The following is a 19645-nucleotide window of genomic DNA, read 5'->3' on the forward strand; positions in this document are numbered from 1 at the left end:
CTCCAGCGACGGGGGCTGGAGTTGCATCTTTCGGGGTCGCCGGTGCGGCTCGGCGGCGGGCTGCGCCTACGCGGCGATCGGAGCTGTGCCCACCCGGCGCTGGGAGCTGTGCGCGCGCTGCGGTGGGAGCTGTGCCTACGTCGGGTCGAGCCCGTGGCTGCGCAGCCACGGCAGGGGGTCGATGGCGGAGCCGCCGCCCGGGCGGACCTCGAAGTGCAGGTGCGGCCCGGTGGAGTTGCCGGAGTTGCCCGAGAAGGCGATGGTGTCACCGGCCCGCACGGGGCCGCTCGCGATCTTGTGCGTGGAGAGGTGGCAGTACCAGGTCTCCGTGCCGTCCTTGGCGGTGACGATCGCCATGTTGCCGTAGGCGCTGTTGTACTTCGTGGAGACCGTGCCGTCGGTCGCGGCCCGGACCTCCGAGCCGTACGACACCGGGAAGTCGATGCCGGAGTGCGCCGACATCCAGTTGATGCCCGCCTGCCCGTAGTAGGCGCTCAGACCGTGCTGGGCGACCGGCAGCGCGAACTTCGGCCGCAGCCGTTCCTTGCGCGCGGCGTCCGCGGCGGCCTTCTTCTGCGCCGCCACCTTTTGGGCCTTGAGGTCGATGCGCTCCTGCGTGCGGCTCGCGCGGTCGGCGAAGTCGCCCGCGTCCGCGGAGAGGTTGGCGAGCTGGGTGTCCAGCTTGTTGTTGGCGGTGGACGGCTGCACGGTCGCCGGGTCCGGGGCGGAGGCCCGCGCGTCCTTGTCGTCGCCCCCGCCGAGGTCACCGACGGACGCGGCGGCCACTCCGGCGACGCCCATCACGCAGGCCGACGGCACGGCGACGGTGAACAGCGCGGACCGCTTGGCGGGGGAGCGGCGCGAACGGCCACGACCCCGGGAGGCGGTGGGCCGGGCGGAGCGGGAACGTTCCTGGCGACTTGTCGGCGCGTGCTCCGCGACGTCGGCGTCAGCGGCGCCCGGGGCGATTCCGCCGAGCTGGTCGGCGGGCCCCTCCTCGGGAGCGGAGGCGTGCGCGGCCTCTTCGGATCCGTACGTGCCCTTGTCGTACGCGCCCTTGTCGTACGCACCCTTGTCATAGGCGTCGCCTTCGTAGGCGTCACCCTCGCGGGCGTCACCTTCGTACGCGGTCCCGTCGGACCCGTACCCGTCGGAGTCCGCGGACGCCCCGGCCTCGTACGGATCCTGCGTGGCGTATCCGTTCTGCAGCTCGTAAGCGGAGTCGGGGGCCTCGTACGCGTCGTGCTGCTGCGGGGCTTCGTAGGCGTCGTGCTCCTGTGTGGCCTCGTACGTCTCCTGCTGCGGTCCTTCGTAGGTCTCGTGGCCGCCGGAGTTCCACGCGGTGGCGTCGTAGGCGCCGCTGTCGAAGACCTGGGTGGCCCACTGGCCGGTGGCGGGGCCCTCGTTCCAGGCGGTGGCGTCCCAGGTGGCACCGGAAGGGGTGCCTGGCTGGGACGGGATGTCCGCGAGCGGCTGGTACCCGCCGTCCCATACGGCCGTGGTGTCGTGGCTGCCGGTGTCGTATCCGGCGTCGGCGGCGTACGCGTCGTACGTGAGGGTCTGCTGCGGGCCCGTCGTGGCCCACTGGCCCGTGTCGTGGTCGCCCGGCAGGGCGCCAAAGAGCGGATCGGCGGGGAAACCCGAGGTGGGCACGGAGAAACCGGAACCGGAAGTGTCGAAACCGCCCGTTGCGTCATAGTCGCCGGGCGCGTTGAAACCGGTGGCGGAGAAGGTACCGGTGGCATAGCCGTCGTGCCCGGTGTAGCCGGCCTGCTGGTCGTAGGACCCGAAGGGGGCGTAGTCGGCGTCGGGTGCCGGAACCGGAGTGGGGGGCCCCGGCGGGTGACGGTCGTTCACCAACTTCTCTTTCGCCTCGACAGCATGGGCTGGCAGAGCAGTGCCGCGACTGTACCCGGCGGTACGCAGGCGCGACAATCTTCGCTGGGTTTCCCGCTCGCAGGAAACGGGCATTCGGCCGCCTTTCGGCGGTCCCCGGGCGCAGCTTTGGTTTTGTGTTCGAGGTTCGTTCGACTGCGAGAAGCGGAATCCGGAGTCGGGGCCGCGCGAAAACGTGATCCGGGTCGTGATCCAGGCTGGCGGGAGGGGATTCGTCAGGCCGCCGTCACGCGACCGTCAGTCCGCCGGAGGACGCGGCGGTGTCGACGGCAGGCTCGGCGAGGTCCAGGGCCTGACGGATGGCGCTCGCCACCGCGGGGTGCACCGGCAGGGCGAGATGACCGATGCCCGAGACGCGTACGTTCTGTGCGATCAGGTCGGGGTGGTCGACGCAGGCCGTGTTCACCGGGTCCATGAGCTGGTCCAATTCGCTCCAGAAGCTCACGAACTGCGTACGACAGTCCGGCGCGGGCTCGCACAGCTCCCGCACCACGTCCGAGCCGGGGCGCATCTGGCGCACGATCGGGTGTGCGTCCGCGAGCGGCACGGCCCGGGTGCCCCCGTGCGGCGTGCCGAGCGTGACGAGAGTGCGTACGCGGGCGTCACCGCCGAGCCGCTGCGCGTAATAGCGGGCGATGAGGCCGCCGAGGCTGTGGCCGACGATGTCGACACGGGAGTGCCCCGTGCGTTCGCATATCTCCTCCACATGGCGGCCGAGCAACTCGGCGGCCCTGCGGATGTCGCAGGTCAGCGGCGAGTAGTTGAGGGATTCCAGATGCTGCCTGCCGTGCTGGGCGAGATTGCGGCGCAGCAGCACGAACACGGAACGGTTGTCGATGAAACCGTGCAGGAGCAGGACCGGTGGTTTGTCCTGCGCGGGCAGTCGCGGGGCGTCCGGTGGCGGTGGTGGGGGTACGGCGCGGCGTTCCTGGGTGATGCCCGAGGGATACAGGAGGAGGTGTCCGGCGAGGATGGCGAGTTCGAGCGCGGTCGCCTTCAGCAGTGCCAGTGGCAGGCCCGCGAGCCTTGCGGGGAGCAGGGTGCTGCAGCGACGAAAGGGCTGGACCCTCGTGTCCGTCATGTCGACCTCCCGGTCGGCACGCGGAAGACACCTCTGTCCCCCGTGTGCCTCTCATGGGAAACCGGAAGTGAGGCGTGTCCTTCCCGTGGTGCGGCGCGCCGCCCGTCGGCGCGCTTGTGGGCGACGCGCCGACGCCACCGCGTCGTGCGGCTGACGACGCGGTGGTACGGCGACCTCGAGGCGGCTCCCCTTGCGCAACCCCCGACCGCGGCCCGGCGGCGAGGCGGCGGATGCGGCCCGGGTGCCTGGGCTGATCCGGCCCCTGTGCCGGGTGATCACGGGAGCGGCGCGCAGTGAACGTGTCCCACCGTGTGATTTCCCCCTCGCTCTCCACCACGAAACTGCGGGCTGAGCGATCCTGGAGATAACGTTCGTTCACCTACCCGGCCGGTGCGGCGCGGGGTGTCCGGGCCGGCGCCGCCGGCCGGCCGGGCGCGTGGGATTCCGCAGTCGGCTTTCTGTACATGGAGGCAGTGATGGGTGTGGCAGCCGGTCCGATCCGCGTGGTGGTCGCCAAGCCGGGGCTCGACGGCCACGATCGCGGGGCCAAGGTGATCGCGCGGGCACTGCGTGACGCCGGCATGGAGGTCATCTACACCGGCCTGCACCAAACGCCGGAGCAGGTCGTCGACACCGCGATCCAGGAGGACGCCGACGCGATCGGCCTCTCCATCCTGTCCGGCGCGCACAACACCCTCTTCGCCCGGGTCATCGAACTCCTCAAGGAGCGCGACGCGGCGGACATCAAGGTCTTCGGCGGCGGGATCATCCCCGAGGAGGACATTCCCCTTCTGAAGGAGAAGGGTGTCGCCGAGCTCTTCACGCCGGGGGCGACGACGACGGAGATCGTGGAGTGGGTACGGGACAACGTGCGGCAGCCGACGGAGGCGTAGCCTTCGGCGGATCTTGAGCATGCTTGAGCATGCTTGAGCATGCTTGGGGGCGCTTGGGGGCGCTTGAGGGTTCTCGCGGGCTGCGGGCTGCGGGCTGCGGGCTGCGGGCTGCGGGTTGCGGCTGCGGGCCCTGGCCCGCCCCGCCTCACCCTCTCAGTTCCTCCCGCATGGCCGCGCGCAGCCGCAACGTGGTGACCAGGCGCTGGAACGCCTCCGACCAGTAGCCGCCCGCCCCGGGGGCGGCGTCCTCGCGTTCGTCAGGGACGGCCGTCAGCGCGTCCAGGCGTACTGCCTCCGCCGGGTCGAGGCAGCGTTCCGCCAGGCCCATCACGCCGCTGAAACTCCACGGGTAGCTGCCCGCGTCACGGGCGATGTTGAGCGCGTCCACCACCGCGCGCCCCAGCGCGGGAGCCCACGGCACCGCGCACACGCCGAGCAACTGGAACGCCTCCGACAGGCCGTGCGCGTCGATGAAGCCCGCGACCCACTCGGCCCGTTCCACCCCCGGCAGCGTGGTGAGGAGCTTGGCGCGCTCCGCGAGGGACACCGCGCCGGGCCCCGCGGCGTCCGGTGACGACGGGACACCGAGCAGCGCCCTCGCCCAGGTCGCGTCCCGCTGGCGGACGGCGGCGCGGCACCAGGCCGCGTGCAGCTCGCCCCGCCAGCCGTCGGCCACGGGAAGCGCCACGATCTCAGCGGGCGGACGGTCGCCGAGGCAGGCGCGCCAGGCGGCCAGGGGAGCGGCCTCCACGAGCTGACCCAGCCACCAGGAGCGTTCGCCCCGTCCCGCGGGCGGCTTGGGCGCCACGCCGTCCCGCTCCATGCCCGCGTCGCACTCGTGCGGTGCCTCGACGGTGAGCGCCGGTATGCCCGAGGTCCGGTCCAGGGCCACGCAGGAGGATGCGCGGTCGGCCATGCGGGCGGCGAGCGCCGAGTGCGGCAGGGCGGACAACAGCTCGGCCGCCGTCGCCCGGACGTTGCGACTGCGGTCGCCGAGCGCCTGCTCCAGGAACGGCTCGTCGGCCGCTGACAGGCCCGTGCGCAGCGAATCCAGGAACATCAGCCGGTCCTCGGCCCGCTCCGTCGGCCAGGTGCTCGTGAGCAACTCGCGTGCCATCTGCGGGTCATGGGCACGGAGTGCGGAGAGGAGCGCGACGCGCTCGGCGAACAAACCCTCCTGCCAGCGCCGTTCCCGCTCGGCCCGGTCGGCGTCCCGCAGGCCTGCCGCCCGGGCGCCGCCCTGTGCTGTGCGCAGCGCGAACTTCCAGTCCGGGTTGAGCCGGGCCAGCCACTGGGCGCGCGGGCCCGCGAAGGCCAGGGCCTGGGGGCGCAGGTCGGTGCGTCCCCGGGCCGCGTTCAGGAGGGCGGGCAGGAGTTCCGGGGGTGGTGCGTAGCCCCGGTCGTTGGCCAGGGCGAGCCACTGGGGGAGCAGCTCCATCAGGTCGGGTGAAGTGCCGCGGCGGCCGCCGCCCGCGTGGGGGTGGTCGGCGAGCAGGGCCGCGAGGCGGTGCCGGGCCGCCGCGGGCACCGGGGGGCGGGGGTCGGCGGGCGCGGGGGCGGGGCGCTCGGCCGCGGGGGCGGCGCGCAGGCCTGCCCGGCGCCGCACGGTCTGCACGGCGGCGGCGTCCAGGAGGGCCGCGGGGGCCTCCCGGCCGGGGACGGTGACCGGCGGGGTGCGCCGGTCCGTGCCCAGGAGCGCCGCCGTGACCAGCTCCTCCCAGGAGGTACGGGCGTGCCGTGCGGCTGCTTCCGCGGGGGCGGTGGACGAGGCCATCTCCCCTCCTTCCTCTGTCTCTTCTTGTGCTTCTTGCTTTTCTTGCTCTTCTTTTTCCTTCAGCCTCATGCGTGCGTCGGTACTTGCCTGAGGCCCGAGGTCACAGCCGGACCGTTTCCGCCCCGTCGTGCGCCCACGCCGCGAGGGGGGTGAAGCCGCGGTGCCCGCATTCGCCGAAGACCGTGAGTGGGGCACCTCCGGAGAGGGACACCAGGCGCCACAGGCCGGAGCGGGACGCGGCGGACGGGGCGACGGGCAGGGCCAGCTCGCCGTCGGCGTCGGCCAGTTGCCAGTTGGTGGCGTGCGGTACCGGGACGACCCGGCTCAGCGTGACGGGCCACGAGTCGAGCCAGGGGTCGTCGCGCAGCGCGTCGCCGTACCGGGCTGCCGCCTCCTCGGGGCGTATCCCGCGCGGGTGGCCCGTGCTGGGCGCGGGGGCCGCGAACTGTTCACCCAGGTCCGCGCGGAGCTGCCGGGACGCGGGATCGGCGGCGTACGGGGTCAGCTCGGCGTCCAGGGTCAGGCCCACCGGCAGGGACAGGGCGGGGGCACGGCCGGCCGCGCCGTACGACAGGAGCAGGGCCGTGTGCCCGGACCGCTCGCCGTGCACCCATATGCGGCGTGTGGTCAGCTTGCTGTCCGCCGTGTCGTACTGCGCGAGGACCTGCCAGTGGTCGCGGAGCGGCGCACCCTGAGCCGGGGCGGGCAGGCCAGTGCGGGAACGGACCGTCGCCGCCAGGGCGTCCGGCAGGGTGTCGCGGCGCAGCCAGCCCGAGGTGAGCAGATGCAGCAGCGCGCACTCCTCCAGGAGGCGGGCGGGCCAGCCGGGGCCCGAGGCCGGTACGGCGCCCAACTCCCGTACCCGGGCGGCGAGACCGGGGGCCTGGGCGTCCACCATGCGGGCCGCCGTCTCGTCCCACTGTCCGTACCCCGCCTGCTCGGCGGCCGCCATGCCGCCGCGCAGCAGGTCGGAGAGGCGCCGCTCCAGTTCCGTCGTGCCCGCCGTCACCCGCTCCGCCCTGCGCTCGGCGCGTCTGCGGGCCGCGTCCGGGTCGGCGGGGGCCGTAACCACCCCTGCCTCGGCGGACGAACTCCGCTTCGCCTCGGACCTCTTGCCCCGCGCGTCCAGCCACTCCCGCGCCCAGTCCGGTGGCGCGGCCCCGTCCGGCACCGCCGCCCCGCCGCTCCCCGCCCCCGGGTCCTCGGCCCACAGCAACAGCAGGCCGAGCGCGTGTTTGCACGGGAACTTGCGGCTCGGGCAACTGCACTTGTACGCCGGGCCCGCGGTGTCCGCGGTGGCGATCACCGTTCGGTACGGCTTGCTGCCGCTGCCCTTGCACAGACCCCACACGGCCCCCTCTCCCGAACTGCCCGTCTCCGACCACGGCCCGGCGACGCCGAGCCTGCTTCCCGCCTTCTGCGACGACGCGTCAGGTGCCAGTGCCAGCACCTGGTCCGCCGTCCAGCGAACCCCCTGCTGAGTCATGAGTCCGAAGGTAGGTCCCGGCACTGACAATCCCCCGCGCTCAAGCAATCGGTGCAGGTCAGATCCGTTCCGGGGTCGATTGTCAGTGGCTTGGTGCACGGTGGAACACATCGCGGCCGAGACCGTCGTCACGAGGACTCGTGCTGTTGATCGTTGCTGCCGCATTCCCGCGTCGCGGCCCTGCCGTGACGCCGGCGCATGCATGAGCTGGAGGGGGATCACCATGTCTGTTTCCGTCGAGAACGCCGGATCTGCCAGTCCTGCCGGTCCTGCCGGATCTGCCAGTCCTGCCGGACCTGTCGGACCGGCCGGTCCGGCTGCCGTCGCCGCGCAGGCCCCAGCCGCCGTAGATGCCCCGGACGCCCCGGACGCCCCAGAAGTCACGGAAGCCGCAGAGGAGACCGCGCAGGCGCTCAGGCCGCACGCCGAGGACGCCTTCGCCGCCGAACTGGCCGCGCTCGCCGCGCACGACGACCGGCCACGCCCCGCCCGCTGGCTGCTCTCGCCCTGGGCCGTGGCGACATATCTGCTGGGTGGCACGCTGCCCGACGGCACCGTGATCACACCGAAGTACGTGGGACCGCGCCGCATCGTCGAGGTCGCCGTCACCACGCTCGCCACCGACCGGGCCCTGCTCCTCCTCGGGGTGCCGGGCACCGCCAAGACCTGGGTGTCCGAGCACCTGGCCGCCGCGGTCAGCGGCGACTCGACGCTCCTTGTGCAGGGCACGGCGGGCACGCCCGAGGAGGCCATCCGGTACGGGTGGAACTACGCGCGGTTGCTCGCGCACGGGCCGAGCCGCGACGCGCTGGTGCCGAGCCCGGTGATGCGGGCCATGTCCGAGGGCATGACGGCACGCGTCGAGGAGCTGACCCGCATCCCGGCCGACGTACAGGACACGCTCATCACGATCCTGTCCGAGAAGACCCTGCCCATACCGGAGCTCGGCCAAGAGGTGCAGGCCGTGAGCGGCTTCAACCTCATCGCCACGGCCAACGACCGCGACCGCGGCGTCAACGACCTGTCCAGCGCCCTGCGCCGCCGCTTCAACACCGTCGTCCTTCCGCTGCCCGAGAGCGCCGAGGCCGAGGTCGACATCGTCTCGCGCCGCGTCGACCAGATCGGCCGCTCCCTCGACCTGCCGACCGGGCCCGAGGGCATCGACGAGATCCGTCGCGTCGTCACCGTGTTCCGCGAGCTGCGCGCAGGCGTGACCGCGGACGGCCGTACGAAGGTGAAGTCGCCGAGCGGGACGCTGTCGACGGCCGAGGCGATCTCCGTGGTCACCAACGGCCTTGCCCTGGCCACGCACTTCGGGGACGGAGTGCTGCGCCCCGGTGACGTGGCCGCGGGCATCCTCGGCGCGGTGGTGCGGGATCCCGCGGCGGACCGGGTGATCTGGCAGGAGTATCTGGAGGCGGTCGTGCGCGAGCGCGACGGGTGGAAGGACTTCTACCGCGCGTGCCGCGAGGTGAGCGCATGACGACGGCCACGCAGGTGACGGCGGGCACCGGGGCCCGGGCGGACGGGCCGCTGCTGCTCGGCGTGCGGCATCACGGCCCGGGGTCCGCGCGGGCCGTGCGCGCGGCGCTCGACGCGGCGCGGCCGCAGGTGCTCCTCGTCGAAGGGCCGCCGGAGGCGGACGGCCTGGTGGGGCTCGCCGCCGAGGCCGGGATGCGGCCGCCGGTCGCGCTGCTCGCACACGTGGTGGACGAGCCGGGCCGCTCGGCGTTCTGGCCGCTCGCCGAGTTCTCGCCCGAGTGGGTGGCGATCCGGTGGGCGGTACGGCACGGGGTGCCGGTGCGCTTCATGGACCTGCCGGCCGCGCACACGTTGGCACAGGGCCGCGAGGAGCCGGGGGACGAGGAAACGGGGGCCGAGGAGCCCGGCGCCGGTACCGGTACCGGGGAGACCGTGCGGATCGATCCGCTGGGGGCGCTCGCCGAAGCGGCCGGGTACGACGACCCGGAGCGCTGGTGGGAGGACGTCGTCGAACACCGCGCGGGCGGTGGCGACGCGTACGCGCCCTTCGAGGCGCTCGGTGAGGCCATGGGAGCGCTGCGCGAGACGTACGGCAGCGGCGGGCACGACCGGGATCTGGTGCGCGAGGCGTACATGCGGCTCCAGGTGCGGGCGGCCCAGCGGGAGTTCGGGGCCGCGGGGGTCGCCGTGGTGTGCGGGGCCTGGCATGTGCCCGCGCTGCGGCAGAAGGCCTCCGTGACCGCCGACCGGGCCCTCCTGAAGGGGCTGCCGAAGGTCAAGGTCGACATGACGTGGGTGCCGTGGACGCACCGCCGCCTCTCGCGGCACAGCGGTTACGGGGCGGGCATCGACTCACCCGGCTGGTACGGCCATCTGTTCGGCGCGCCCGACCGGCCCGTCGAACGCTGGCTGACGAAGGTCGCGCGGCTGCTCAGGGAGGAGGACCGGATCGTGTCGTCCGCGCACGTCATCGAGGCGGTGCGGCTCGCCGACACGCTCGCCGTGATGCGCGGGCGGCCGCTGCCCGGGCTCACCGAGACGATGGACGCGGTGCGGGCCGTGCTGTGCGAGGGCTCGGACGTGCCGCTCGCGCTCGTACACGACCGGCTCGTCGTCGGGGACGTGCTCGGCGAGGTGCCGGAGTCCGCGCCGGCCGTGCCGCTCCAGCGCGACCTCACCCGAATCCAGCGCAAGCTCCGGCTCAAGCCGGAGGCGCTGGAGCGGGAGGTCGAACTCGACCTCCGCAAGGACACGGACGCGGCCCGCAGCCGGTTGCTGCACCGACTGCGGCTGCTCGGAGTGGCCTGGGGGGAGCCGGTCGAGTCGCGCGGGAGCACGGGTACGTTCCGGGAGACCTGGCGGCTGCGGTGGGAGCCCGAGCTTTCGGTGCGGGTCGCCGAGGCCGGGGTGTGGGGTACGACGGTCCTGGGCGCGGCCACCGCCAGGGCGGCGGCCGACGCGGTGGAGGCGCCGGCGCTCGCCGAGGTCACCGCGCTGGCCGAGCGGTGCCTGCTGGCCGAGCTGCCCGACGCGCTGCCGGTGGTGATGCGGGTGCTCGCCGACCGTGCCGCGCTCGACGCCGACGTCGGTCATCTGGCGCAGGCACTGCCCGCGCTCGTGCGCTCGATGCGGTACGGGGATGTGCGGGGCACGGACACCGGTGCGCTGGGGGAGGTGGCGCGCGGGCTCGCCGAGCGGGTGTTCGTCGGGTTGCCGCCCGCGTGCGCGGGCCTTGACGCGGACGCCGCGGCGGCCATGCGGGGGCACATCGACACGGTGCACCTGGCCGTGGGCCTGCTGGGTGACCTCATCGCCCGGGGCGAGGGGGACGGGCCCGGGGGCCCCGGTTCCGACGACGGGGACACCGGGTGGGGTGGCAGGCCTCGGTGGGCGCGGGTGCTGCGGGGGCTCGTCGAGGGGGAGCGGGTCGCCGGGGTCGTGCGCGGCCGGTGCGCCCGTCTTCTGATGGACGACGGGAGCCTGGAGGAGGGGGAGGCCGCGCGGTTCATGGGGCTCGCCCTGTCACCCGGGACCGAACCGGCCGAGGCCGCAGCGTGGATCGAGGGGTTCGTCGGGGGCGGCGCCGGGGGCGGGATGCTGCTCGTGCACGACGAACGCCTCCTCGGGCTCGTCGACCAGTGGCTGACGCGGGTGCCGGGGGACGCCTTCGTCGACGTACTGCCGCTGCTGCGGCGCACGTTCGCCGCGTATGAGCCCGGCGTGCGCCGGTCCTTGGGCGAGCTGGTGCGCAGGGGCCCGGGGCGGCCGGGCGCGACATCGCCGACCGAGGGCGCGCCGGGGTTCGCGGCGGAGCTGGACCGCGACCGTGCGGACGCGGTCCTCCCGGTCCTCGGCCTGCTGCTCGCCCTCGACCTCGACGAGGTGCCCGAGCGGGGCGGTGCCGACGGGGGCGGGCCGATCGGGCGGGGCGGCGGCGCCGGACAGAGCGGGAACTGGCTGGTGGGGGTGGCGTGATGGTGGGGGTGAGGGGTGTGGAGGGCGTGAGCGGGGCGGCGGGTGTCGGTGGTGTGGCGGGTGTCAGCGCTCCGGCGGGTATGGGTGGGGCGGCGGAGGCGAGTGGGGCTGCGGGCGTGACTGGTGTGGCGGAGGCGAGCGGCCTGAGCGCCTGCGCGGTCTCCTCCGCGGGTTCCGTGACTTCTGGGGCAACTGGGGCGACTGGGGCCTGCGCTGCGACGGCAGCCGGTCCGGCAGATCCGGCAGATCCGGCAGATCCGGCGTTCTCGACGGAGGCGAGTGGGGTGGCGGGCGTGAGCGGGGCGGCGGGTGTCGGTGGTGCGGCGGGCGTGAGCGGAGCGGTGGGCGTCAGTGGTGCCGCGGGTGTCAGTGCTGGGGGCGACGTGTGCGGGGTGGCGGGTGTGAAGGGGGCCGTAGATATGGGTGGGGCGATGGAGGCGGGCGGTGCGGTGGGTGCCAGCGCAGCGGTGGGCGCCGGTGGTGCGGCGGGTGGCCGTGGGGCTGAGGGTGTGAGCGGGGTCGGGGGCGGCAGCGGGGCTGAGGGTGTCAGCGCAGCGGTGGGCGCCGACGGTGCAGCGGGTGGCAGCAGGGCTGAGAGTGTGAGTGGGCTCGGGGGCGGCAGCGGGGTTGAGGGTGTGAGCAGCGGGGCTGAGGGTGTGAGTGGGGGCGGGGGGCTGAGTGAGGGTGGGGGCGTGAGTGGGGCTGAGGTCGGGGATGAGCGGTTGCGGCGGTGGCGGTTGGTGCTTGGGGGGGATGGGGCGGACGGGACCGGGTGTGCGTTGGGTGGGCGGGATGTGGCGATGGACGGGGCGCTCGCCGCGCTGTACGGGGGAGGGGGGAAGAAGGAGCGCGGGCAGGGACGGTCTGCCGGGCTCGGGGTCTCGGCGCCGTCGGTCGCACGGTGGCTCGGGGACATCCGGACGTACTTCCCGACGTCCGTGGTCCAGGTCATGCAGCGTGACGCCATCGACCGGCTCGGCCTCTCCGCGCTGCTCCTGGAGCCCGAGATGCTGGCGGCCGTCGAGGCGGACGTCCACCTCGTCGGCACCCTGCTCTCCCTCAACAAGGCGATGCCCGAGACGACGAAGGAGACCGCGCGGGCCGTCGTACGCAAGGTGGTCGAGGACCTGGAGAAGCGGCTCGCGACCCGTACCCGGGCCACGCTCACCGGGGCGCTCGACCGCAGCGCACGCGTCAGCAGGCCGCGCCACCGCGACATCGACTGGAACCGCACCATCGCGGCCAACCTCAAGAACTACCTGCCCGAGTACAGGACGGTGGTTCCCGAGCGGCTCATCGGGTACGGCAGGGCGGCGCAGTCGGTGAAGAAGGACGTCATCCTCTGCATCGACCAGTCCGGTTCGATGGCGGCGTCCGTCGTGTACGCCTCCGTCTTCGGCGCGGTGCTCGCCTCGATGCGCTCCATCAGCACGCGGCTCGTCGTGTTCGACACGAACATCGTGGACCTGACGGACCAGATCGACGATCCCGTGGACGTCCTCTTCGGTACGCAGCTCGGCGGCGGCACCGACATCAACCGGGCGCTCGCGTACTGCCAGGCGCGGATCAGCCGTCCCGCGGACACCGTCGTCGTGCTGATATCCGACCTCTACGAAGGCGGCATACGGAACGAGATGCTGAAGCGGGTCGCGGCGATGAAGGCGTCCGGCGTGCAGTTCGTGACGCTGCTCGCGCTGTCCGACGAAGGGGCACCCGCCTACGACCGGGAGCACGCGGCGGCGCTCTCCGCCCTGGACGCGGCGGCCTTCGCGTGTACGCCGGACCTGTTCCCGGACGTGATGGCGGCGGCGATCGAACGGAGGCCCCTGCCCATACCGGACATGCCCGCGGTTCGGTGACAGGGGCCATCGGTTCACCGGTTCGCCGGTTCGCCGGTTCACCGGAGCACCCGTCCGCGGGCGCCGTCGCGTCGGGTCGCGTACACCGACTGATCACGTGAGCACACGCGAGCAAACGGGCCGGCCCCACGATCTGTGACCGTCATCACCGCGCAAATGTGACCTGCGATTTAGGGACGCACGTCCCACGGCGATAACCTGCGAGACGGACATGCCGCGTACCGGACTTTCGGCTACGCCTCCCTTGTGACAGCGCAGTCACGTTGCCCTTCGCGGCACGCCCACGCAGAGCACGCAGAGACTGAAGCCGCTGCCTAGCGTCAGCGGCGCGAGATCACTGAAAAGGGACGGACGCGCGTGGACCTGTTCGAGTACCAGGCGAGGGACCTCTTCGCCAAGCACGGTGTACCGGTGCTGGCCGGTGAAGTCATCGACACGCCTGAGGCGGCGCGCGCGGCGACTGATCGCCTTGGCGGCAAGTCGGTAGTGAAGGCGCAGGTGAAGGTCGGAGGCCGCGGCAAGGCCGGCGGTGTGAAGCTGGCGGCGACGCCGGACGAGGCCGTCGCCCGCGCGACGGACATCCTCGGCATGGACATCAAGGGCCACACGGTCCACAAGGTGATGATCGCCGAGACGGCCCCCGAGATCCTTGAGGAGTACTACGTCTCGTACCTCCTCGACCGCACCAACCGCACCTTCCTGGCCATGGCCTCGGTGCAGGGCGGCATGGACATCGAGGAGGTCGCGGAGAAGACCCCCGAGGCGCTGGCCAAGGTTCCGGTCGACTCCAACGAGGGCGTCACGATCGAGAAGGCCCGCGAGATCGTCGCGCAGGCGAAGTTCCCGGCCGAGGTCGCCGAGAAGGTCGCCGAGGTCATGGTGACCCTGTGGGACACCTTCGTCGCCGAGGACGCGCTCCTCGTCGAGGTGAACCCGCTGGCCAAGGTCGCTTCCGGCGACATCCTGGCGCTGGACGGCAAGGTGTCCCTGGACGCCAACGCCGACTTCCGCCAGTTGGAGCACGAGGCCCTTGAGGACAAGGACGCAGCCAACCCGCTCGAGGCTGCCGCCAAGGCCAAGAACCTCAACTACGTCAAGCTCGACGGCGAGGTCGGCATCATCGGCAACGGCGCGGGTCTCGTCATGAGCACCCTGGACGTCGTCGCGTACGCCGGTGAGAACCACGGCAGCGTGAAGCCCGCCAACTTCCTCGACATCGGTGGCGGCGCCTCCGCCGAGGTCATGGCGAACGGCCTGGAGATCATCCTCGGCGACCCGGACGTCAAGTCCGTCTTCGTCAACGTCTTCGGCGGCATCACCGCCTGCGACGAGGTCGCCAATGGCATCGTGCAGGCCCTGGAGCTCCTGAAGTCCAAGGGTGAAGAGGTCACCAAGCCGCTGGTCGTGCGCCTCGACGGCAACAACGCGGAGCTGGGTCGCAAGATCCTGTCCGACGCCAACCACCCGCTCGTGCAGCGTGTGGACACCATGGACGGCGCGGCCGACAAGGCCGCCGAGCTCGCCGCGGCTGCGAAGTAAGGGATAAAGGGACTCAGACCACCATGGCTATCTTCCTCAACAAGGACAGCAAGGTCATCGTCCAGGGCATGACCGGTGCCACGGGCATGAAGCACACCAAGCTCATGCTGGGTGACGGCACCAACATCGTCGGTGGCGTGAACCCCCGCAAGGCGGGCACCTCCGTCGACATCGACGGCAACGACATCCCGGTCTTCGGCACGGTCGCCGAGGCGATGGAGAAGACGGGCGCCAACGTCTCCGTCCTCTTCGTGCCGCCGGCCTTCGCCAAGGCCGCCGTCGTCGAGGCCATCGACGCCGAGATCCCGCTCGCGGTCGTCATCACCGAGGGCATCGCCGTCCACGACTCCGCCGCCTTCTGGGCGTACGCGAAGTCCAAGGGCAACAAGACCCGCATCATCGGCCCGAACTGCCCCGGTCTGATCACGCCGGGTCAGTCGAACGCCGGCATCATCCCGGGCGACATCACGAAGCCGGGCCGCATCGGTCTGGTCTCGAAGTCGGGCACGCTGACGTACCAGATGATGTACGAGCTCCGTGACATCGGCTTCTCGTCGGCCGTCGGCATCGGTGGCGACCCGGTCATCGGTACGACGCACATCGACGCGCTCGCCGCGTTCGAGGCCGACCCCGAGACCGACCTGATCGTGATGATCGGTGAGATCGGTGGTGACGCCGAGGAGCGTGCCGCGGACTTCATCAAGGAGAACGTGACGAAGCCGGTCGTCGGTTACGTCGCGGGCTTCACCGCGCCCGAGGGCAAGACGATGGGCCACGCCGGTGCCATCGTCTCCGGCTCCTCCGGCACGGCTGCCGCGAAGAAGGAGGCCCTTGAGGCCGCCGGTGTGAAGGTCGGCAAGACGCCCACCGAGACGGCGAAGCTGGCCCGCGCGATTCTCGCCGGCTAGCGCCTGCACGTCCGGTTCGCTCGAACGCGGGCCCGCACCCCTCCGCCAGGGGTGTGGGCCCGCGTTCTTGTTGCCCCGGCCGCCGGGGGTGGGGCGGGCCGAACCGGCCGGTTGCCCCGTCCGGGGCGGCGGGGTTGGCGCGTACCGGCATGGCGCCCGGCACCGGGGTGCTGCGCCCACCCGTGCCGCCCCGCGGCACGATTGCCCGAAGTGGCTAGCGGGGCAGTGGCGTCAGTCTTGCCGGGGTGTTGCCCGGTTCCTCGCGGAGTTTTTGGCGCAGGGACTCCTCGTCGTACGAGAGCGGGCCCGGGCCCATGTGCGGGGGGACGCCGCTGATGGCTCTGCCGGGGGACTGGGGAGGCTCGTAGCGGGTGGGGGCGGTGCGGACGGTGAGGGCCGTGGCGCCGATGATCAGGGCGGTGAAGGCGATGGCGGCCCGGGTCCAGACGCGGGCCCGGCGCTCGCTGCCGATCCGTACCCGCGCCGGACGCGGCAGCCGCAGCCGCTCGGTGCGGCCGAGGGCGTCGAGGCCCCGGTGCAGTTCGTCGGGGCGGCCCGCCGTGGCGGGCAACTGCTCGGCGACGGCGTCGCGGGCGTTCAGGAGGCGGTAGGCGGCGGTGGGCGTGCTCGCCTCCGTCTCCGCCGCCGTCTCCGGCAGGTCGAGGCCGACGCCGTCGTAGAGCAGCAGCGTGCGGCGCTGCGCGGGCGTCAGGCTGAGGAGTACGCGGAGCAGCGCGCGGTCCGCTTCCTCGGCGGGCGGTACGTCGGGACGGCGGTAGGCGGGACGGAACCGGTGCCAGGGGGACAGCGCGTACTCGTGCGCGACCGCGCGTACCCAGCCCGCCGGGTCCCGGTCCACGGCCACCTCCGGCCAGCGCTGCCAGGCCTGCTGGAAGGCGCGCTCGACGGACTCCTCGGCCAGGGCGCGGCGCCCCGTCAGGGCGAACGCCTGCCGTACCAGGGCGGGGGCCGTGCCGGCACAGAGCGCGTCAAAGGCGTCCTCGGGCCCACGGGGCGGTCCCGAGGCCCCGACACCGGGCCCCTCGACCTCCTCGCCCACGTCACGGGCGGCCTCCTGGCCAACCGCGTCGCGGACCGCCTCCTGGCCCACCGCGTCCCGGACGGCCACTTCGCCCACCGCGTGGCGGGCCGCCTCCTGGTCCACCGCGTGGCGGGCGGCCTCCTGGCTCACCGCGTCCCGGACGGCCACTTCGCCCACCGCGTCGTGGGTCGCCTCTTGGCCCACCGCGTGGCGGGCCGCCTCTTGGTCCACCGCGTGGCGGGCGGCCTCCTGGCTCACCGCGTCGCGGACAGCCGCTTCGCTCACCGCGTGGCGGGCCGCCCTCTCGCCCACCGCGTCGCGGCCCCCCTCGGTGGCGTCCTTGTCCGGAGTGCCCGTGCCCTCCCGGCGGACGGTGTCCGCGGTATCGGCGTCCTGCCCGCGGGCGGCCTCCAGGGCGCCCCCACCCTGGTCCGGGACAGTGCCCGGGGTGTTCCCATCCTGGTCCGGGACGGCGTCCGGGGCGCCCCCGCCCGGGATGACGCCCCCGCCCGGGACGGCGTCCTGGCCGTCGCCCCCGCCCGGGGAGGCGCCCCGGGCGGTGCCCCCGTCCGGGACGCCCCCCTCCCGGAGGGCACCGGCGCCGGACCCCGGGACCCCCGGGGCCCCGGCCTCCGCCGCGATGCCCGCCAGAAAGCGGGCATACGCCACGCGGCGGCGGCCGCTGGGCTGGGTGCGGCCCGTCTCCCAGCCGCGGACGGTGGCGCGGGAGACCCCCAGCTTCGCGGCGACCTCGGCCTGGCTCAGCGACTTCGCCTCGCGCAGTCTGCGGCGTTCCTTGGGGGACGGCAGCGAGGGGGCTCCCCCTGGCCCGGACGAGGCCGAGCGCTTGGGGGCCGGGGGAGTCTGGGACATGACTAGCCGATCCACCCTTCGAAAAAGTACATAAACGTATATTGGGCGACACATCCGGCATTCGCCCGTTACGCGAAGAAAGCGCGTGTCGTTGGCAGCATGACCGTGTGACTCATCCGACTACGACCGACACCGGTTCTCTGACGCTCTACCGGAAGCAGACGGCGCCGGGCCTCGGCACCTGTGTGATCGGCGGCGCGCTCGCCGCGGGGCTCGGGCTCGGCGTGTTCGCGGTCCTGGTGATGGGACTGTGGATCAGCTCGCCGTACCCGGACAGCGGACCCGACGGCGCGCTGCACGTAGCGGCCACCCTGTGGCTCCTGGCGCACGGCACGGAACTCGTCCGCACCGACACGCTGTCCGGCGTGCCCGCGCCGGTGGGCGTCACCCCGTTGCTGCTGCTCGCGCTGCCCGCCTGGCTGGTGCACCGGGCGGCGCGGGACGCGGCCGACCCCGAGGAGCGGGCGCTCGGGGTGCGCACCGCGTGGACGGGTGTGGTGCTCGGCTATGTGTTCGTGGGGACGGCGGCCACGGTGTACGCGGCGGGCGGCGGCCTGCGCCCCTCGTGGCTGAGCGCGGCGGCGCACGTGCCGCTCCTCGCGGTGGCGGCGGCCGGGTTCGGCGTGTGGACGGCACAGGGGCGGCCGTACGGACCGCTGCCGGGGTCGCTGCGCCGGGCGGCGGGCGCGCTGCCGGTACCCGGTGTGCTGCGTCGCTTCTTCGATCCCGAGCGCTCGCTCGCCGTGGGGCGGGCCGCCGCCGCGGGGGCGGCCGTCCTGGTGGCCGGGGGAGCGCTGCTGGTGGCGCTGTCGGTGGTGCTGCACGGGGGGCTCGTACGGGAGTCGTTCCTGGATGTCACCACGGTGTGGTCGGGACGGTTCGCGGTGCTCCTGCTGGCACTCGCGCTGGTGCCGAACGCGGCGGTGTGGGGCGCGGCGTACGGCCTCGGCCCCGGCTTCGTACTCGGGACCGGGACGGTGGTGTCGCCCCTCGGCGCGTCTGCGGCACCGCTGCTGCCGCCGTTCCCGCTGCTCGCGGCGGTCCCGGAGGCGGGGCCCGGGTCGCCGCTCACCTGGGCGGCGGGGGTGGTGCCGGTCCTCGCGGGGTGGACGCTCGGGTGGTTCGTGGCGCGGGCGGCTACGGCGGGGGATTCGTCGGCAGGGGATTCGTCGACGGGGGACGCGTCCTGGCCGGTGGGGCGGACAGCACTCGGCGCCACCCTCGCGGCGGTGCTGTGCGGGGCCTTGAGCGCGGTGCTCGCGGGGCTGTCCGGGGGGCCGATGGGAGTGCGGGTGCTCGCCGACTTCGGGCCGGTGTGGTGGCTCACGGGCGCGGTGGCGACGGGCTGGACGCTGGTGGTGGGGGTGCCGGTGGCACTGGTGGTGCGCTGGTGGCGTACGCGGGCACGGATCCGGGCGAAGGCGGCACAACTTGAGGCGGCGGTGGTGCAGGCGCTTCAGGTGGCGGGGCCGGGGAGACCGTCGGGTCCGGCGGGTCCGGCGCGTCCAACGGCTCCGGCGAGCCCGGCGGCCGGCAGCCCGGCGCCCCCTGGAGCCGCGGCCCCCGAGGCAGGAAGCAGACGTTGGCCCCGCCCCGCGGCACGACTGCGCCCCGCGTCCGAGCCGCGCCCCGCGTCCGAGCCGCGCCCGGGGTCTGAGCCGCGCCCGGGGTCTGAGCCGCGCCCGGGGTCTGAGCCGCGCCCGGGGTCTGAGCCGCGCCCCGCGTCCGAGCCGCGCTCGGGGTCTGAGCCGCGCCCCGCGCCCAAGCCCCGCCCGGGGTCCGAGCCCCGCCCCGCGCCCAAGCCCTGCCCGGGGTCTGAGCCCCGCCCGGAGTCCGAGCCCCGCCCAGAGTCCGAGTCCGGGCCCGAGCCCCGTACCCGGCCCCGTACCCGGCCCTGGTCCCGCCCCTGGTCCTGGGCCCGATCCAGGTCCCAGCCCCGGGACTGGAGCCGGGACTGGAGCCGGGACTGGAGCCGGGCCTGGCCATGGCGGAAGCGCGACGCGCCCCCGCCCCAGCTTCCCCCCACACCCCCGTCCACACCCCCGGCCACACCCCCGGTCGTACCCCCGCCCCCCACCCGCGCCCCCGAACTCGACCCGTACGACTTCCTCTTCCGGCCGGAGGACGACAACGGCCCCGGGCAGGACGGAAAACCTGAGCGGCACGCATAGCCGACGCGGTTCAAAGAGCGCCGCCTCCTCGTGTACGATCATGACGTAACTTCGGTGCACAGCACGGAAGTCGCGCGTCTGTGGTCCAAGGAAAGACGCCCATCATCCGATGGGAAATGTAGGTGCAAGGCCTGCCGGGCGCTCCAAGAACGAAGGTCCCCTCACT

Annotated in this window: 12 protein-coding genes and 1 pseudogene; 7 read left to right on the top strand and 6 right to left on the bottom strand. The window is 73.5% G+C overall.

All coding sequences use genetic code 11. The annotated features are described in order from the left end of the window. Positions 1–135 precede the first annotated feature (135 nt). Together IG78_RS0112635 and IG78_RS0112640 are read right to left on the bottom strand one after the other, a co-directional pair. Positions 136–1857, bottom strand: a complete 1722-nt coding sequence (locus tag IG78_RS0112635) for a M23 family metallopeptidase (protein ID WP_030562271.1) — start codon at positions 1855–1857, stop codon at positions 136–138. 265 nt (positions 1858–2122) lie between these two features. Next, complete coding sequence (locus IG78_RS0112640) at positions 2123–2977, bottom strand: esterase/lipase family protein (RefSeq protein WP_030562274.1); 855 nt, start codon at positions 2975–2977, stop codon at positions 2123–2125. Positions 2978–3453: 476 nt separating this feature from the next. Here IG78_RS0112640 and icmB point away from each other — a divergent pair, with 476 nt between their 5' ends. Beyond that, positions 3454–3870 carry a coenzyme B12-dependent isobutyryl CoA mutase small subunit gene (gene icmB, locus IG78_RS0112645; RefSeq protein WP_030562276.1) on the top strand — a complete coding sequence of 139 codons (417 nt, stop codon included), beginning with the start codon at positions 3454–3456 and terminating at the stop codon, positions 3868–3870. A 145-nt stretch (positions 3871–4015) separates the two neighbouring features. On the opposite strand, the gene IG78_RS0112650 is transcribed toward icmB, so the two are convergent. Beyond that, positions 4016–5644: a DUF5691 domain-containing protein gene (locus tag IG78_RS0112650; protein WP_030562278.1), complete on the bottom strand. Its 1629-nt coding sequence runs from the start codon at positions 5642–5644 to the stop codon at positions 4016–4018. Positions 5645–5744: 100 nt separating this feature from the next. Continuing rightward, positions 5745–7130, bottom strand: a complete 1386-nt coding sequence (locus IG78_RS0112655) for an SWIM zinc finger family protein (RefSeq protein ID WP_030562280.1) — start codon at positions 7128–7130, stop codon at positions 5745–5747. Between the two features lie 223 nt (positions 7131–7353). On the opposite strand from IG78_RS0112655, the gene IG78_RS0112660 reads away from it, so the two are divergent. From IG78_RS0112660 to sucD, 5 genes are all read left to right on the top strand, one after another. After that, positions 7354–8613 (top strand): ATP-binding protein, encoded by a 1260-nt coding sequence (locus IG78_RS0112660; protein WP_078965515.1) that lies wholly within the window; start codon positions 7354–7356, stop codon positions 8611–8613. Further along, positions 8610–11087 carry a DUF5682 family protein gene (locus IG78_RS0112665; protein WP_051852578.1) on the top strand — a complete coding sequence of 826 codons (2478 nt, stop codon included), beginning with the start codon at positions 8610–8612 and terminating at the stop codon, positions 11085–11087. The genes IG78_RS0112660 and IG78_RS0112665 overlap by 4 nt, the downstream gene beginning before the upstream one ends. Positions 11088–11743: 656 nt before the next feature. Beyond that, complete coding sequence (locus tag IG78_RS0112670; RefSeq protein ID WP_430739013.1) at positions 11744–12946, top strand: VWA domain-containing protein; 1203 nt, start codon at positions 11744–11746, stop codon at positions 12944–12946. 357 nt (positions 12947–13303) lie between these two features. Beyond that, the gene (sucC, locus tag IG78_RS0112675) at positions 13304–14485 is read left to right on the top strand and encodes an ADP-forming succinate--CoA ligase subunit beta (RefSeq protein WP_030562287.1); all 1182 of its coding nucleotides are present in this window, start codon (positions 13304–13306) and stop codon (positions 14483–14485) included. 23 nt (positions 14486–14508) lie between these two features. Further along, positions 14509–15393, top strand: coding sequence for a succinate--CoA ligase subunit alpha (sucD, locus tag IG78_RS0112680; protein ID WP_030562289.1), 885 nt, complete (start codon positions 14509–14511; stop codon positions 15391–15393). A 214-nt stretch (positions 15394–15607) separates the two neighbouring features. Here the strand turns inward: sucD and IG78_RS51260 are convergent, their stop codons facing one another. After that, positions 15608–16639: an RNA polymerase sigma factor gene (locus IG78_RS51260; RefSeq protein WP_430739014.1), complete on the bottom strand. Its 1032-nt coding sequence runs from the start codon at positions 16637–16639 to the stop codon at positions 15608–15610. Positions 16640–17143: 504 nt separating this feature from the next. Next, positions 17144–17362, bottom strand: a pseudogene (locus IG78_RS51265) (helix-turn-helix transcriptional regulator); the annotation flags it as partial. 53 nt (positions 17363–17415) lie between these two features. On the opposite strand from IG78_RS51265, the gene IG78_RS52420 reads away from it, so the two are divergent. Further along, positions 17416–19479, top strand: coding sequence for a cell division protein PerM (locus tag IG78_RS52420; protein ID WP_211267707.1), 2064 nt, complete (start codon positions 17416–17418; stop codon positions 19477–19479). Positions 19480–19645 lie beyond the last annotated feature (166 nt).

The organism is Streptomyces aureocirculatus, from assembly GCF_000720475.1.
Classification (GTDB): domain Bacteria; phylum Actinomycetota; class Actinomycetes; order Streptomycetales; family Streptomycetaceae; genus Streptomyces; species Streptomyces aureocirculatus.

Bases quoted from the DNA above. Each gene is read 5' to 3' on its own strand.
- IG78_RS0112640 (WP_030562274.1), bottom strand. From the start codon at position 2,977: ATGACGGACACGAGGGTCCAGCCCTTTCGTCGCTGCAGCACCCTGCTC.
- icmB (WP_030562276.1), top strand. From the start codon at position 3,454: ATGGGTGTGGCAGCCGGTCCGATCCGCGTGGTGGTCGCCAAGCCGGGG.
- IG78_RS0112650 (WP_030562278.1), bottom strand. From the start codon at position 5,644: ATGGCCTCGTCCACCGCCCCCGCGGAAGCAGCCGCACGGCACGCCCGT.
- IG78_RS0112655 (WP_030562280.1), bottom strand. From the start codon at position 7,130: ATGACTCAGCAGGGGGTTCGCTGGACGGCGGACCAGGTGCTGGCACTG.
- IG78_RS0112660 (WP_078965515.1), top strand. From the start codon at position 7,354: ATGTCTGTTTCCGTCGAGAACGCCGGATCTGCCAGTCCTGCCGGTCCT.
- IG78_RS0112665 (WP_051852578.1), top strand. From the start codon at position 8,610: ATGACGACGGCCACGCAGGTGACGGCGGGCACCGGGGCCCGGGCGGAC.
- sucD (WP_030562289.1), top strand. From the start codon at position 14,509: ATGGCTATCTTCCTCAACAAGGACAGCAAGGTCATCGTCCAGGGCATG.